The organism is Moraxella pluranimalium, from assembly GCF_002014825.1.
In the GTDB taxonomy this organism is placed as follows: domain Bacteria; phylum Pseudomonadota; class Gammaproteobacteria; order Pseudomonadales; family Moraxellaceae; genus Moraxella; species Moraxella pluranimalium.
Map to the genome: position 1 here is coordinate 129725 of NZ_MUYU01000015.1, position 16783 is coordinate 146507.

General features: G+C 46.4%; 15 protein-coding genes and 1 pseudogene. 6 read left to right on the forward strand and 10 right to left on the reverse strand.

Annotated elements, in window-relative coordinates; all coding sequences use genetic code 11:
* The 3 genes and pseudogenes from B0680_RS10825 to rsmG form a co-directional block, all read right to left on the reverse strand.
* Window positions 1-189: pseudogene (locus B0680_RS10825) on the reverse strand (ParB/RepB/Spo0J family partition protein); the annotation flags it as partial.
* A 9-nt stretch (window positions 190-198) separates the two neighbouring features.
* Window positions 199-975, reverse strand: coding sequence for a ParA family protein (locus B0680_RS06515; protein WP_078254287.1), 777 nt, complete (start codon window positions 973-975; stop codon window positions 199-201).
* Between the two features lie 62 nt (window positions 976-1037).
* Window positions 1038-1724, reverse strand: a complete 687-nt coding sequence (rsmG, locus tag B0680_RS06520) for a 16S rRNA (guanine(527)-N(7))-methyltransferase RsmG (protein WP_078254288.1) — start codon at window positions 1722-1724, stop codon at window positions 1038-1040.
* Window positions 1725-1905: 181 nt separating this feature from the next.
* Between rsmG and B0680_RS06525 the strand changes: the two genes are divergently transcribed.
* The 3 genes from B0680_RS06525 (at window position 1906) to argS (ending at window position 6973) form a co-directional block, all read left to right on the forward strand.
* Window positions 1906-4293 (forward strand): Lon protease family protein, encoded by a 2388-nt coding sequence (locus B0680_RS06525; protein ID WP_078254289.1) that lies wholly within the window; start codon window positions 1906-1908, stop codon window positions 4291-4293.
* 143 nt (window positions 4294-4436) lie between these two features.
* On the forward strand, window positions 4437-5087 hold the full coding sequence (nth, locus tag B0680_RS06530) for an endonuclease III (protein WP_078254365.1): 651 nt from the start codon (window positions 4437-4439) through the stop codon (window positions 5085-5087).
* Between the two features lie 158 nt (window positions 5088-5245).
* Window positions 5246-6973 (forward strand): arginine--tRNA ligase, encoded by a 1728-nt coding sequence (argS, locus tag B0680_RS06535; protein WP_078254290.1) that lies wholly within the window; start codon window positions 5246-5248, stop codon window positions 6971-6973.
* A gap of 49 nt (window positions 6974-7022) precedes the next feature.
* On the opposite strand, the gene B0680_RS06540 is transcribed toward argS, so the two are convergent.
* From B0680_RS06540 to B0680_RS06555, 4 genes are all read right to left on the reverse strand, one after another.
* Complete coding sequence (locus B0680_RS06540; protein ID WP_143821375.1) at window positions 7023-7913, reverse strand: hypothetical protein; 891 nt, start codon at window positions 7911-7913, stop codon at window positions 7023-7025.
* A gap of 93 nt (window positions 7914-8006) precedes the next feature.
* Window positions 8007-8501, reverse strand: a complete 495-nt coding sequence (locus B0680_RS06545) for a flavin reductase (protein WP_078254292.1) — start codon at window positions 8499-8501, stop codon at window positions 8007-8009.
* 96 nt (window positions 8502-8597) lie between these two features.
* Window positions 8598-9626: a methionine synthase gene (locus B0680_RS06550; RefSeq protein WP_078254293.1), complete on the reverse strand. Its 1029-nt coding sequence runs from the start codon at window positions 9624-9626 to the stop codon at window positions 8598-8600.
* 53 nt (window positions 9627-9679) lie between these two features.
* Complete coding sequence (locus B0680_RS06555; RefSeq protein ID WP_078254294.1) at window positions 9680-10681, reverse strand: DUF1852 domain-containing protein; 1002 nt, start codon at window positions 10679-10681, stop codon at window positions 9680-9682.
* Between the two features lie 233 nt (window positions 10682-10914).
* Here B0680_RS06555 and B0680_RS06560 point away from each other — a divergent pair, with 233 nt between their 5' ends.
* The 3 genes from B0680_RS06560 to B0680_RS06570 are packed head-to-tail and all read left to right on the forward strand — an operon-like array spanning window position 10915 to window position 12380.
* Window positions 10915-11607: an AzlC family ABC transporter permease gene (locus B0680_RS06560; RefSeq protein WP_078254295.1), complete on the forward strand. Its 693-nt coding sequence runs from the start codon at window positions 10915-10917 to the stop codon at window positions 11605-11607.
* 9 nt (window positions 11608-11616) lie between these two features.
* Window positions 11617-11973, forward strand: a complete 357-nt coding sequence (locus tag B0680_RS06565) for an AzlD domain-containing protein (protein ID WP_078254296.1) — start codon at window positions 11617-11619, stop codon at window positions 11971-11973.
* Window positions 11973-12380: a potassium channel family protein gene (locus B0680_RS06570; RefSeq protein WP_078254297.1), complete on the forward strand. Its 408-nt coding sequence runs from the start codon at window positions 11973-11975 to the stop codon at window positions 12378-12380. Before B0680_RS06565 ends, B0680_RS06570 begins: the two co-directional genes overlap by 1 nt.
* Here B0680_RS06570 and B0680_RS06575 read toward each other — a convergent pair.
* The 3 genes from B0680_RS06575 to B0680_RS06585 all read right to left on the reverse strand — a co-directional run bounded on the left by B0680_RS06575 (window position 12367) and on the right by B0680_RS06585 (window position 16695).
* Window positions 12367-13071 carry a PAP2 family lipid A phosphatase gene (locus tag B0680_RS06575; protein ID WP_143821376.1) on the reverse strand — a complete coding sequence of 235 codons (705 nt, stop codon included), beginning with the start codon at window positions 13069-13071 and terminating at the stop codon, window positions 12367-12369. The two genes, B0680_RS06570 and B0680_RS06575, sit on opposite strands and share 14 nt — an antisense overlap.
* Before the next feature lie 104 nt (window positions 13072-13175).
* Window positions 13176-14792 (reverse strand): phosphoethanolamine--lipid A transferase MCR-2.2, encoded by a 1617-nt coding sequence (locus B0680_RS06580; RefSeq protein WP_078254299.1) that lies wholly within the window; start codon window positions 14790-14792, stop codon window positions 13176-13178.
* A gap of 340 nt (window positions 14793-15132) precedes the next feature.
* Window positions 15133-16695, reverse strand: a complete 1563-nt coding sequence (locus tag B0680_RS06585) for an alpha/beta hydrolase (protein ID WP_078254300.1) — start codon at window positions 16693-16695, stop codon at window positions 15133-15135.
* Between the last annotated feature and the right edge of the window lie 88 nt (window positions 16696-16783).

Genomic DNA, 16783 nt, shown 5'->3' on the forward strand with positions numbered 1-16783 from the left:
AACTGGTTCAACTGGTTCAGTTTGCATTTTGGGTATCAGCGTGTCAAGTCCTTTTTCGCTCACTTTTTTATCAGCAAGCGTCGCCTGATGCGCTTCATTGACCACACCATCGAGCTGACGAGCCGTTTGGATATTGGCAAGTAAGGCATCTAGCCCACGATTTGACCCCAGTCCGCGTTTTTTGCTCATGGTATTCCCTTAGCGAGCCTTAGTCTGTGCCAGTACTTCATCCATGAGCTTATGATAAGCAATCGCCCCTTTGGATGATTTTTCATAGCCAAAAATTGACTGCCCAAAGCTTGGCGCTTCGGCCAATCGCACATTGCGTGGGATGCTCGTTTGATACACAAGCTCGCCAAAATGACGCACCAATTCATCAGATACATCCTGTGCCAATGTATTGCGATGGTCAAACAAAGTACGCACCACGCCACGGATATGTAGCTTGTCATTGATGGTTTTTAGCTTATCAATGGTCGCAATCAAATCCGCCACCCCTTCGAGCGCATAATACTCGCACTGCATTGGGATGATGACGCCATCAGTCGCCGCAAAGGCATTGACCGTAATCATACTAAGACTTGGCGCACAGTCCATGATGATGTAGTCATAGTCAAGCTTGCCAGCTTTTTTGGCATCTTCAATCGCTTGCTTTAACAAAAACGGCGCATCAGACACCCCTGCCAATGACACATCAATCCCCGCCAAATCACGGTTTGCACCGATGGCATCTAGCCCAATCGGTGATGGCGTAATCGCATCAGACAACGCAACGCCATCAAGTAGCACATCCGCCATCGTATATTGTAGCGAATTTTTATCAAGCCCCACGCTTGTGGTCGCATTGCCTTGAGAATCTAGGTCAATCAAGAGTACTTTTTTCTTGGCAATCAAATTCAGTGCTGCTGCCAGATTGACTGTCGTTGTGGTTTTGCCCACGCCGCCTTTTTGGTTGGCGATTGCGATGATTTCCATGATACAACCTTTATAAAATAATCTATAAATACTTTGTCAAATAATTTATTTTTTCAAAAAATTTATTTTTTCAGATAAACCACACAGCGGTCATCAAACAGCTTTGGCACTTGAATTTTTTTGATGTCAATTTGCCAATTTTCTAAGCCTGCTTGTTCATCAGCGGTCGGTACTTTGCCCTTCATGGCGTATAGCACGCCTGTATCAGCAAGGCATGGTGTCGCCAAATTGACAAAATCCACCAACGATGCGAACGCTCGAGAAGTAATTACATCATACGCCTTTGGCTCATTGGCGTGATGATGCTCAATGCGGCTGGCTATCGGCGTAATATTGGTAAGTCCAATTTCGCTCGCTATCTGACGGATAAAGCGAATTTTCTTAGAATTACTATCCAGCGCATCCACTTGCCAATCAGGACGCAAAATCGCCAAAATCACCGACGGCAGACCTGCACCCGTGCCAATATCCAGCACTCGAATATCACGACAATCAGCAAATGGCACATCTGGCACAATCGCCATGCAGTCAAAAATATGCTTAATCAGTGCTTCATCAGGGTCGGTGATGGCGGTCAAATTGTACGCCTTGCCCCAAAGTAGCAATCCATCCAAATAGCGCAAAATCTGCACAATCTGCGCATCACTCACCGTGATGGCAAGCGTATCGGCAGCTTGGCGAATCTGCTCGGCAAAGCCATCTGCTTTGTGGCTGATTTTTGAAAATTTTGGTAAAACGACAGCGGTCATCGGCTTAATTCTTGGCTAAAACAAAGATAACTATTTTATCATGCTTTAATCTGCTAAAATACCCTTTTTTAAGTATTCTCATTGAGATTTTTTGAAAACTTGCGGTCATCAATGCCCAAAACCGCCACCAAATTCAACATCGTCCATCACAACGATAGCCATTGCCTAATTTGCCACTACTATGAAACCCGAAGATTATCAAGATTTACTAAGCAAACACAAACTCGATGTCAGCGAGCTAAAACGCTATACCGACCCCGATAGCCTACCCAAAAATAGCCGTGCTCGCCTGCCAAAACCCGATATCAGCTTTGGGCAATCGCGTGCCATCAAAGCCATCAATACTGCGCTTGATATCCGTGCCAATGGCTATCATGTGTTCGCCGTCGGTGAAAATGGTCTAGGCAAACGCACGCTCATCACCCGCCTACTTGCCGAGCGTGCAAGCACCATGCCCACGCCAAATGACTGGGTTTATGTGCATAATTTTGAAGATTCTCGCCGTCCGATTGCTATCGATTTTCCGGCAGGGCTTGCCAAAAGCTTCCAACAAAAAACGCACAAGCTTTGGCAACTTGCCAAGAAAAAACTGGCTGCCAAACTGCTTGGCGATACCCACCAAAGTCACATTGACGCCATCAAAGCCGTCATCACCACCGCCCAAAATGACCACTTCGCCGCCATCAATGCCAATGCAGTGAATTTTAATCTTATCTTAAAATCATCTGCCGATGGTCGCACGCAGTTTGTCGCCATCGACGAGCAAAAACCCATTGATACTGATGCGCTTGCCAAACTACAAAAACAGCTTGCCAATGCACAGCTTGAGCTAGAAGACCTAGAAGACAGCACGCATGATGAGCTTGATAAACTACACCAAAGCACAGCGCTCAAGGTGCTTGAGCCGATGTTTCGCCCTGTGCTGACGGCTTTTAAGGACTATCCCAAAGCCATCCGCCATCTGCACGCCATGCAAGATGACATGGTCAAAAATGTCGCTCGCATCATCAACGAAGACGACGAAGACTTTGTGGCGGCGGTGCTTAGCGATGTGCCAAGCCGTTATGCGGTCAACGTACTGGTCAGCCACAAGGCAGGTAGCGGCGCACCGATTATTTTTGAAGATTTGCCCACGCATCTCAACTTGCTTGGGCATATCGAATACACCACCGAACTTGGCTCGGTGCTTACCGATGTCAGCATGATTCGAGCAGGCGCACTGCACAAAGCCAATGGCGGGTATTTACTGCTCGAAGCCCAAAGCCTGCTTGAGCATCCTTATGCATGGCAAGGGCTAAAGCGTGCCTTGCAGTCCAAACAAATCAAAATCTCAAGCCTTGAGCAGATGCTGACTTTGACAGGCAGTCTGTCGCTTGAGCCTGATAGCGTTGGGCTGGATGTCAAGGTGATTTTGCTTGGCGAAGCGGATTTGTATTATGAACTGCTAGAATTTGAACCTGAATTTAATTCTGTGTTCAAAATCCGTGCAGATTTTCATGATGATATCAAACGCACGCACGACAGCGAACTTGGCATGGTCTATAAGATGGCAGATATGATTAAAGGCTATGAGCTGCCTGTGTTTGACAATACCGCCTTTGCCGTGATTATTGATAAATTATCCGAGCTTGCCGATGACAAAAACAAGCTTGATTTGCACGCTGACCGCCTATCAGGATTGCTCATTGAGTCCGCTCGTATCGCCAAGCAAGCAGGCGATAAGACGGTCAGTCAGCATCATGTCAAAACTGCCCTAGCCGACATTCACGAACGCACAAGCTATCTACAAGAGCTATACTGGCAAGAAATCCAAAACGGTCAGCAAATCATCACCACCAAAGGGCTCGCCACAGGTCAAATCAATGCACTCACCGTCATCAGCTATGCCGATAGCGAGTTTGGGCTGCCTGCTAGACTCACCGCACTGATTCAGCCGAATTTTGGTCATGGCGACATCCTAGACATCGAGCGAGATGTCGAGCTTGGTGGCAGTCTGCACGCCAAAGGGATGCTGATTATGTCAAGCTTTTTGCGTTCATTGTTTAGCGAATTTCACGAATTGAACTTCAGTGCATCCCTAGCATTTGAACAAAGCTATGCACACATCGATGGCGATAGCGCAACTTTGGCAGAAGCCTGCGCCCTACTGTCTGCGCTCGGTGATGTACCCATTCACCAAAATCTTGCCATCACAGGCTCGATGAATCAGCTGGGCGAAGCGCAAGCGGTCGGCGGTGTCAATGCCAAAATCGCAGGGTTTTTTGATGCGTGTCTTGATAAGGGACTTGACGGCACACAAGGCGTTATCTTGCCCCGCACCAACATCGACCAGCTGATGCTCAGAGATGATATCGTTCAAGCGGTCGCCGATGGGCAATTTGGCATCTATGTCATTGACAACATCCGTCAAGCACTCGCCCTACTCACCGGCATGGCAGTCGATGACAAAAACCGCAACGGCGAATACAAAAAAACCACGCTCTTTGGCAAAATCGCCAAACGCCTAGAAAGCTGGGAAGATGACGAAGACGACAAAGACAGCAAAGGCAATAAAGTTAAGAAAAAATAATTAATCAGCGTATCAGCTATCGTTCAACTTTTGACTTAGGCAATCGTATGACCACCAAATCCAAAGCCATCAGCGCCGTCAAAGATGGCAAGACAGCCAAGCTTGCCACCGCCAAGACCGCCGACACGCCTGCATCTCGCCCGATGAATGATGCCAAGCGTTTATCATTTTTCCAAAAACTCAGCGAGCATATCAAAGAGCCAGTCACCGAGCTCAATTATAGCAGTGACTTTGAGCTGCTCATCGCTGTCATGCTCTCAGCCCAAGCGACAGATAAGAGCGTGAATATCGCTACCGACAAGCTATTTAAGGTGGCAAATACCCCGCAAGCGATACTGGACTTGGGATTAGATGGGCTAAAATCTTATATCAACTCAATCGGGCTATATAATTCAAAAGCCGCCAATGTGATGAAAACCTGCCAAGATTTGCTGGATAAGCATGGCGGTCAAGTGCCACGCACCCGAGCCGAGCTTGAAGCCTTAGCAGGTGTGGGTCGCAAGACCGCCAATGTCGTGCTCAATACTGCCTTTGGCGAGCCTGTGATGGCGGTCGATACGCATATTTTTCGTGTGGGCAACCGCACAGGACTTGCTACCGGCAAGACTGTCCTAGCGGTCGAAAAAGCACTGATGAAACGCATTCCTAGAGAATTTCTCGTCGATGCACACCACTATCTTATCCTGCATGGTCGCTACACCTGCATGGCTCGCAGTCCCAAATGCGGTGCTTGTGTGGTTTTTGATGAATGTATGTTTAAAGATAAAGAAAAATGGGCAGAGCAAGGCAGCTAACCCTATTCACTTACCAATCATCACATCAAAACGCCAGCAATAACGCCAGTAATCTTGCCAAAACCCAAGATTTTTTTGTAAAAATTTGCTATGATAAGCCGTTTTTAGTCGGCGATTTTTTATACAATTCACAATCAATTTGAATATAACGGTCAATTATGAATATTCAACAGCTTTTAAATGACAAAATCAAACAAGCCATGATTGCGGCAGGTGCAGACAGTGATGTCCAAGCGCTCGTGCGTCAATCAGGCAAGCCACAATTTGGCGATTATCAAGCCAATGGCATCATGGGCGCTGCCAAAAAACTGGGCAAAAATCCCCGTGAATTTGCCCAAAATGTCATCGATGTGCTTGATACCAGCGATATCGCCAGTAAAGTTGAAATCGCAGGTGCAGGCTTTATCAATATTTTCTTAAATAATCAATGGCTAGAAAATAGTGTCAGCACTGCCAATAGCGATGCTAAATTGGGCGTGAATACTAGCCAAAATCAGCGTGTGGTGGTCGATTATTCATCCCCGAATGTCGCCAAAGAAATGCATGTTGGGCATCTGCGTTCCACCATCATCGGTGATAGTGTCGTGCGTACGCTTGAGTTTCTGGGCAATACCGTCATCCGTGCCAACCATGTCGGCGACTGGGGTACGCAGTTTGGTATGCTGATTGCCTATCTTGAAAAGATGCAAAACGAAAACGCCACCGATATGGATTTATCCGACATCGAAGAGTTCTATCGTCAAGCTAAGCTAAATTATGATAATGACGAAGCTTTTGCCGAGAAATCTCGCAATTATGTCGTCAAACTCCAAAGCGGTGATGAGTATTGTCTTGAGATGTGGCGTAAGCTTGTCGATATCACCATGACGCAGTGCCAAGCCACTTATGAGCGTATGAATGTCACCCTGACCCCTAATGATGTCATGGGCGAGAGTCTGTATAACCCGATGCTACCTGTCGTGGTACAAGCACTCAAAGACAAAGGGCTTGCGGTCGAAGATGATGGCGCAGTCGTGGTATTTTTGGATGAATTTAAAAACAAAGAAGGCGAGCCGATGGGCGTCATCATCCAAAAAAAGGACGGCGGCTACCTATACACCACCACCGACATCGCCGCTGCCAAATACCGCTATGAGACCCTGCACGGCGACCGTGCATTGGTATTTACCGATGCACGCCAAGCGCAGCACATGGCGCAGGCTTGGACGATTACTCGTAAGGCAGGCTTTGTGCCCGAGACATTCAGCCTTGAGCATTTCACCTTTGGGATGATGCTGGGCAAAGATGGTAAGCCGTTTAAGACTCGTACAGGCGGTACGGTCAAGCTCAACGACCTATTGGACGAAGCCATCGAGCGTGCCACTGTGCTCATCAATGACAAAAACCCCGATTTGACCGACGCCGAAAAACAAGCAGTCATCGATGCGGTCGCCATCGGTGCGGTCAAATATGCCGATTTGTCAAAAAATCGCAACACCGATTATGTCTTTGACTGGGATAATATGCTGTCATTTGAAGGCAATACCGCCCCATATATGCAATATGCTTATACCCGTATTCGCTCGATTTTTGCCAAAGCAGGCGTCGATGGCGATACGCTGACAGGTCAAATCAGCATCAGCGATGACAAAGAGCGCGCCCTAGCGGTGAAACTATTGCAGTTTGAAGAAGTGCTACTCACCGTCGCCAAAGATGGACTGCCACATCTGCTTTGCCAATATCTGTTTGAATTGGCTGGGGTGTTCTCAGGCTTTTATGAAGCCTGTCCAATCCTATCGGCAGATGAGCCGACCAAGACCAGTCGTCTATTGCTTGCCAATCTCACCGCCAAGACACTCAAGCAAGGTCTTGATTTGCTTGGTATTAAGACTGTTGAGAAGATGTAAATGCAGATTTGTTAATATGACTATCCCCAGTCTAGTACTGGGGATAGTTTTATTCAAACAATGATGCGAGCGTAGATGGTTCAAAGCTCATCGCAATGGCGATTTGATTATCTGGTAAGGTAAGCTGCTCTTCATAACTTGGTGCATAATTATACCAAAGCGACTCATGCGGATGATGAATAATTAAGCCCACACTAGTATCAAACATCAGCGCATCTTTTTTGGCGATAGCCGATGGCTTGAGCGTCGCCACAAGTACATAGGCATCTGACCCGACGCCATAAATATCACCTTGATTGATGATAGTTAGCCGCTCGATGTCATCTTGATTCACTCCCCGCTGTTTTGCAAAATACACAGGGTGCTGTATGGATTCAGGTGGTGGGATACGAGTGATATTTTTGAGTGTATAGCCATCTCTTGCGACATAGTCAGACAGCACAAACTGCAAGTTTTGATGAGTTGATAATGCCAACAGATTAGGCGAATTAAACTCAAATTCTTCACCAGTCAATGGCTCAAACAGGCTTAATGTGTCATACACTTTGGTCAAAGAATCATCCACGATACAGATGTGCGCACCGCCTGTTTTTAATGCTTGCTTGGTTGCTTTTTCTAGGCGTGTGGCTGCTTGGGGTGTGATTTTGATGATAGATGATAAAAACCCCAATTCATTCACACCCATCTCAGAACTGACAATATCCTGCTGGGTTAGCACTGGTTCTTTGGCAAAATAATGCACATCCACCATCGCCTGCCCACCCCCTGTTTGCCAAGTGAGTATCAGCTTTTGGTAGTGTGGCTGATTCACCTGCGCCACATCGTCTATTTGCCATGCCACAGGTGCAAAATCAAATTTCGCCTTTGCTAGCGCAATGTCGCTGGCTGATGCACATAAGGGTAGGAGAGATAGGCAAAATGCCAAGAATGTTTTCAACATAATGCTTTTACCAAACATATCATCATGAATGAGTAGTTTGCATTATGTCATAAATATCACCGCTTTGCCATCATTATCACCGTGTTTGCCACACTAGCTATCTTGGACAGCTGACACCCGATGATACGCCCGCCCAAAATACGCCAAGCCCGCTTCGGTATCATGATCATCCTTGATGGCGATGATTTGGCAGATAAAAATACTGTGCGTACCCACCGTTTCAATCTTATCAATCCGACAATCAAAGCTCACCAGTGACGATGTCAAGACAGGCGCGCCTGTGGTTAGCGTCGTCCACTTCGCCTGCGCAAAGCGTTCTTCTGATGTCATCGGCGATGCAAAGATATTGGATAAATTATCCTGCTCTGCCGCCAATGTATTGACGCACAGCACACGATTCTCGACAAAATGTTCATACGAGCGCGCATTGCCATTCATACACACAAGCAAGGTCGGTGGCGCATCTGTCACACTGCACACCGCCGATGCGGTAAAGCCATGTTGCCCCGATATGCCATCGGTCGTGACGATATGCACCGCACTCACAAGCTTTGACATGGCGTTTTTAAATTCTGTATTGGTTACCATTTTTTTCACTTATCATTATAAAACAGTCAAGCAAAAGTCAGGAATTATCCCAACTTTTGCGATGATTCATTATCCAGCAATGCCGACTAAGGCTGATTAAGACAGCTCAGCACGCACAATCGCCGCACCTGCTGCGAGTGCTTCAAGCTTGCCACGAGCCACAGCGCGAGACAATGGTGCCATGCCACAGTTGGTGCAAGGATAAAGCTTGTCCGCATCGACGAATTGCAATGCCTTACGCAAAGTATCCGCCACCGCATCAGGCGTCTCAATGGCATTGGTCGCCACATCGATAGCACCCACCATCACTTTTTTGCCACGAATCAGCTCAATCAAATCCATCGGCACATGAGAATTTTGACACTCTAGCGAGATGATGTCAATGTTTGATGCTTGTAGTTTTGGGAAGCTTTCTTCGTACTGTCGCCACTCATTGCCGAGCGTCTTTTTCCAGTTGTTATTCGCTTCAATGCCATAGCCATAGCAGATATGCACCGCCGTTTCGCATTTGAGCCCTTCGATGGCGCGCTCAAGGGTCGCTACGCCCCAATCATTGACTTCATCAAAAAACACATTAAAGGCAGGCTCATCAAACTGAATGATATCCACGCCGGCAGCTTCTAGTTCTTTGGCTTCTTCGTTAAGAATTTTTGCAAATTCCCAAGCCAATTTCTCACGGCTCTTGTAGTGCGCATCATACAAAGTATCGATCATCGTCATCGGCCCCGGCAGCGCCCATTTGATAGGCTTGTCGGTATGCTGGCGCAAAAATTTGGCATCATCGACAAACACCGACTTTGGACGAGATACCGCACCGACGACCGTTGGCACGCTGGCATCATAGCGGTTGCGGATACGCACGGTTTCACGCTGATTAAAATCCACACCGTCTAAATGCTCGATGAATGTCGTCACAAAGTGCTGGCGTGTCTGCTCGCCATCGCTGACGATGTCAATGCCTGCGCTGAGTTGCTCTTGGAGCGAGACCAATAGCGCATCTTGCTTAGCCTCGATAAGTGCATCGCCCGACAGTTTCCATGGCGACCACAGTTTTTCGGGTTCGGCGAGCCACACAGGTTTTGGCAGGCTGCCTGCGGTTGAAGTTGGTAATAATAATTTGCTCATGATGTTGCCTTTGTTAATTTTAAATAAGTAAATAAATCGCTATTGTTTTGCCATCAAGCGGCTTGATTTTGGGTTTTGCTTTGGTTTTGGTTGTGTAGCCAAGCATCCAAGATAGCTTGATAAGGCTTGATAAAATTGGCTTCAGTATATTTACCTTGCTTGATGGCAAGCTCGGTACGCTCGACACGGTCATAGTCAACTTTGGTTAAAGAATAATCATCATAAGTCAAGCTTGGTTGATACACTTCACCTGCCACCGAATTGGCATTATAAATCTCTGGGCGATAGATTTTTTGGAAAGCTTCCATCGTCGCAATCGTACTGATGAGTTCAAGATTGCTAAAGTCATTTAGCAAATCCCCTGCAAAATAAAATGCAAATGGCGCAACTGATTTTGGCGGCATAAAATAACGCACCGACAGACCCATCTTGGCAAAATACTCATCGGTCAATGAATAGGCATCTTGCTGATATTCCACGCCCAAAATCGGATGCACATTGGTGGTGCGATGATAAGTGCGGGTCGTGGCGACAGACAAGCAAATCACTGGTGCTTTTTGGGAGACACTGCGAAACTCATCTGAATTTAACAAAAATTTAAACAATTCGCCGTGCAAATCGCCATAGTTATCAGGTACACTGAATGTCGACTTGTCTTGGTTGTAGTCACGCAGTAGCACGCTAAAATCATAATCACGCACATACGATGAGAAGCTATTACCGATGATACCATCGATTTTTTGACCGGTTTTGTGGTCGATGACATAGGTTTTTAGCATTTCAATCGCTGGGAAAAACTCGCCTGCGCCCGTCACATCCAAATCGGTTGAGACAATCTCAAGTTCCACCGAATAGCGGTCGGCAGTCGGGTTATCCCAATTCGCCAAATCATTAAAACGCTTATTAATCATGCGGATACAGTTTTGTAGATTTTCTTGGCGGTTGTCACCACGAGCCAAATTAGCAAAGTTCGTCGTCAAACGAGTGCTCTCGGCAGGGGTGTAATTTTCATCAAAGGCGATGGTTTTGACTTGGCATTGAAATTGTGTGGTCATGTGGACACCTTTTTATCTGGTCAATCAATTTAAAAAATGGTTAAAATTTCGACAGGTGCTATTAAACCACAAAGCTAACATGAATAAAAATGATATATTTTTGAAAAATCATGAATTAAATTCATCTTATGATAAAACATTAATAATTTCAATGTGTTATAGCTACGATAACTAACGCTTGCCAATTTATCAAACTTCGTTATAATGGTGATTTTTATCATCATTAGCACATCATGAATCAGTCCAATCGCCAAGCCCTACTTCAAGGCTGTCAAGCTGCCCTACCTATCGCACTGGGCTATATCCCTGTGGCGATTGCTTTTGGTATGGCGACGACGGCGGCAGGATTTCCCACTTGGGTGATTGTGGCGATGAGCCTGTTTATTTATGCAGGCGCAAGTCAGTTCCTACTCTTTGCATCCATCATGAGTGGCGCAAGTGTTACGGCCGTCGTCGGCCTGTGCGCCCTGCTCGACTCACGGCATCTACTGTACGCCCCATTAATGAAACGCCATCTTAAATCCAGTGATGGCATGATTTGGGTTGCACCACTCATCACCGATGAAGTGTTCGCCACCGCAATGGCAAAGCTCAAAGACATCGGCAATCAAAAGCCGTGGCTGATTGGGCTGGCTGTCGTCTCATGGGTGTCATGGTGGGGTGGCACGATAGCGGGGATTGTCGGTGGTCAGGCGCTCGCTGATTATCCGACGATGAGTGCGGTGATGAATTTTGCGTTTGTGGCGTTGTTTGTGTCGCTCTCGACGCACGCTTTTATCAGTGAGCCACGCTTTCGGATTGCTCTTGTCGTCGCAGCAGTGATTGCCATCATCTGCACACGCTATGGGCATGGTGAAATCGCCCTACTGGTCGCAGGCTTTATGGGCGTGCTTGTGCAATTAGTCATCAATCGCATCAGACGATAAGGGGTAGCCATGTTTAGCCAAGCTAATTTTTCGACATTGGTGATTGCGGTGGTGGCGATGGCGATTTTGACCGCTTTGTCTCGTGCATTGCCGTTTTTGTTACCTGATAATTCGCCCATCATTCGATTTTTTACCGCCGAAAATTCACCACTCGCCCCCTTAGGTGGTGCGATTATCGTTGCGATGACGATGGTCTTGATGTTGCCGTTTTTTGAGACGCCGACCGAGCATAGCCCGATGATAGCCACCATTTGCGGTATTATTGCTACCGTGCTTGCCACCGCCAAGAAAATCAATACTGGCATGAGCGTGATTATCGGCATGGCAGGATTTTTGATTGGTGGTCTGATTGATAAGTTATTGTAATGAAACAAAATGATGATACGCTCAATCCTGTACGGGATTTGATGTATGCCATTCGCCTTGCGTTTGCCAACCCAAAGGTCAAAATTTTGATGAGCCTAAGCTTTTCACAGATTGGGCTTGCGACTGTGTTTTATCATGTTATTGAAAAATGGTCATGGGTAGATGCGTTTTATTTTTCGGTGATTACTGTGGCGACGGTGGATTATGGTGATTTTTCGCCACAGACCATGCTTGGCAAGCTATTTACCGTAGGCTATATCTTGGTGGGAATTGGCTTATTCGTGACTGCGACGGCGACTTTGGCAAGTCAGATGCTCTTTGTCATGCAAAAATCAAAAAATCTAAGCATACCAAAAATCCACCAACCGAATAAGCTAATTAAACCTTATCAATTTAACTTTTCTTAAAAAACACCATCGCCATCAACGCACAAATCGCCCAAGCCAAGCACATCGACACGATGGTATGGCTGATAAAATGGTCGCCAATCAGCATCTTATAACCGCCCATTAGCCATGCTATCACAGTGACTACCAAAGCGATTTTTATACGGTATTTATTCAAACTTGGCAAAAATGCAAAGGCATACAAAGCAAAGCCACTACTGGCGTGTGCCGCAGGGAAGCATTTGGCATCCAATCCTGCCCGCATACTCTGCCACATCGGTAAATAAGACAACTCCCCACCAAACAACTCAAGATATGCTGGACACACCACATGAGTGACTGCCTTGAGCGATGCCACCACTGTCGGTATCATCAGCATGACCACGACCAGATATACAAGCTCTTGTTGTGAAAAGCGTTGCACGGGTTTTGGCCATGCTTGTGATGATTGACGCTGTTTTTTGGCTTGATAATAGCGATAAATACAGGCGATGAGCAAATACAGCTCAAGCAAGATTAATACACGCTTGATACCGGTATAAAAAATCAAATCAGGCATGACGGCGGATTTATCCACCACCCACCGTCCATCGCCTAGATAGAACCAGTTGGCAATCATCAAATCAATCACACTATGCTCAAGCCATATCGTCGCCACGCCTGCCAGCATAAGCGCCATCGCACATTCAATCCATCGACGCTGATTGGTCATCTGATACATTCCTAAAAAAACATTGCAAAACACATTGCAAAACCGCCCTTTGCCATCACACGATGATGTAGTATGATGGCTTGGGATTGGGTGATGCTGATAACTTACTGGATAAATGCCGTGCGGTCTTTGACCTTGTCGGCTGTGACATCAAACAGCTTAAGCAATGTCGGGGTAATCGCATCATGCGTCAGCACAGTGTCGCTGGCAGTTGGCTTGAATGTCGTATTATTTGACCAAAAAAACGCAGGCACGGCTCGCTGTTCTTTTGGTGCAAAGGCATTTGGCATACCATGCAGATAGACACCATTCTCGCCCAAGCTCTCGCCGTGGTCGCTGACATAGAGCATAGCGACATCGTAGTTTGCTTCATGTGTTTTTAGCCAATCGATACTTTTGGCGATAAAATCATCGGTGGCAAGTAGTGCATTATCATAGGCATTGATGAGTGATTGGTGTTCGCATTTGGCAAGCTCATTGCCTTCGCACACAGGGGTGAATTTGGCAAATTGCTCATCATAACGCTTAAAGTACGCCGGCCCATGATTGCCCATTTGGTGTAGCATGATGAGCATATCTTTGCCATTATTGGCACTGACATAGTCATCTAGCCCAACAAGCATACCGACATCACGGCATTCATTAAAGGGATTGGTGTTACAGATGGTGTTGTTGGTCGCTGATTTATAATCAAAATACTGCGTGGTAGGTAGCTTATCCATCACGCCTTTTGAGTCTGAATTATTATCACGCCACAAGATATCCACGCCCAAGCGGTCAAGCGTATCTAGCACATTTTCTTGGTATTTGGCGGTATCGACATCATAGTCATCTTGACCCAAATAGCTAAACATACACGGCACAGAATACGCTGTCGATGTGCCACACGATGTCACTTGGCTAAAATTCGCCAAGCCATCAACTTTGGCAAGCTGTGGGAAAGTCTCACGGCCATAGCCATTGAACTGCACATGGTCAGCACGCGCCGTCTCACCGACGACGAACACTACTAGGCGTGGCTTACGCTCGCTAGGCTTGGTGGTCTGCACGGCATCTTTGGCATGATAGATGGTGTCTGTTGGTGCAGTGGCTTTTTTGTACTCGATACTGGCAAGCTTGCCCACCGAATAAATCGGCGTAATCGGATTGATATAAAAACGCACTGGCTTATGCACCCGAAAGAAACTCGCATACTGACTGCTAAATAGCCCAATCGGCACAAGCAACAGCACAAGGCTGACACCCCACGTCATCGCACGCTGAATCAGGCCTTTGCCCCATGTTGGATAATTGACTTTGGCAAATGCGACCAACACACTTGGCAACACGCCAAGCCCGATAATCCGCACAAAAAACGCCAAATTCATCAAGTCTTTAGATTCAGCTTGGTCGGTTTGCATGGCATTTTGGAGCATGGTGGTATCATAGACCGTGCCATAAGTATCGGTAAAATAGCTCGTCACCGCACCCATGATAAGTAATAAAATCAGCACAGGCTTTAGCACATAGCGATAGGATAATAGCACGACAATCAATAGCATAGCACCCATCAGTGCAACCGCCATTGAGATGATAAAGCCTAAGTTATCCGATACAGGATAGACCGCCATCGCTTTTTCAAAAAATGTCAGGTTCGCTGTTGCCGCCAAAAATAACGCCACCAAACCCATCAGTACAAAAGGATTGATGGAGTAGCGATACCAAGAGTGCTGTGATGTCATAAAGATTACCCACAAATGCCATATACAATACAAGTTGGCGATTATACTTCAATGTCGTTGGAGAATCTAGATATATTGTGCAGATAAATAAAATAGTGCAAATTTGCAATCTTGGCGTAACAAGTCTGATAAACCCAATAAAATCAAGCATAGCACTTATTTATTAATTGATTGATACTCTTATTTATTAGCAATTTTCATTTGCGTGTACATTTTTGTTATTAACATTATCTGCACGATACAAGATGATGGCTTACAACAGTCAAACGCCGTATCAAAGCCACGATTTATGGATTGATACCATCAAAAAAGCCCACTCTATCAACATCGGTCAATTTAATTAGTCTTGACAAGTTTGCGACGCCATCGGTTTGTTTGGCTCGCTCAAATACTCTGCAACTGCACTATCCACGCATTGGCTTAGTCCTTGTAGTGCAAGCGTATGCCCGTTGGCATTGCGAGTGATGAGCGGTGCACCAAAGACTTGCGCCATCTTGACGGCATTATCATAAGGGGTGGCTGGGTCACGGGTCTGCGCCACGAATAACAGCTGCGGCGTGCCTGCGCCTTTATTTGGCATCGCATAGCTATCTGTGCCATCATAAGGCCAATAAAAGCACAAATCAGCAAAATGCGATTGTGAATTTGACGGATAATCATCAAAGCTCGTCAAGGCATCGATTTGCGCTCGCTCATCACTTTGGGCTGACTTGTTGCGCTCATGCCAAGGTGTGGCAGAATCAGCACAGTTGATTGCTACAAGACGTGAATTTTCTTCAAAAACCTGCTGTTTTGGCTTGGCAAACTCATTATAAAATGCCGTTTTGCCTTGGCTTAAGCCGTCCAGCACCCACCTAGCATCTTTCCAAGTCTCTTGATAATACAACAGTTCGCTAAATACGGATAGCACCGAATCGGCGGTGATGACTTGCTCATAGCGATCGGTTAGTTTTTGGCTATCGATATGTCTTAGAATCTGATGAAATTGCTCAGCAAAACTTGGCACAGGCTCAAGCATTGCCCCAGTTTGATAATTGATACTGTCTTGGTCAGGTGTCAAGCTTTCAAAGACACAGTCATAATGTGTCAAACAATCCGCCACAAATCGCTCAAAGGCATCTTGCATCCCAAGCTCTTGCTTGGCTCGCCACTGCGCTGATGTCTGCGTCACATCCACCACGCCATCAAGCACACCTGCACGCAGATGGGTGGGGAATTGTTCAGCATAAGCAATCAGCACCTTTGTCCCGTACGAATAAGCAATGGCATTGAGCTGATTGCCACCTAATGCCACTCGTATCCGCTCAAGGTCAAGCACCGCATCACGACTACTGATGTGTGCAAGCACGGCTTTGCCTGTATGTTTTTCGCACAAATCCATCACATCTTTTGGCTCGGTGTCGCTTGGCAATTCATCAATTGGTGTATCGCCACAGCTGATGGCGGGTGTCGATGGTGCAACACCACGCGGTGCATAGCCGATGATGTTGTATTGCTTACGTAGTTGTTGAAGTTGTGGCGCGTTGGCATCTAGCCATTCAAGCGACATATCAAGGCTATGCTCACCCGGCCCGCCTGCGATGATGATGAGATTGCCAATGGCTTTTTGGGTGGCAGGCAACACGCTCAGCGCCAATGACACACGCTCGGCAGTTGGTGCGTATTGGTTTAGCGGTACGGACAAGGTGGTGCAGTACAGCTTATTATCAGGCTTATCAGCGAACCAATCAGGGTAATCGGTTTTACATTTTTGCCACACCATCGCTGTTGTGTCTTGTAGGTGCTGAATGTTTTGTTTTTCTTCATTAGTCATACAGCCTGACAACAGCATAGACAGCACGGACACCCCAAGCACACCACTTAGGGATTTTGTTAAAAATAGCTTTGCAAACGGCAAGCCCATTCAATCATTCCTTAATTGATGACAACACACAAAGGGCGGATATTAAGTATCGCTATCAGCATGATTTGGTACAAAAAACAGGGTGAAT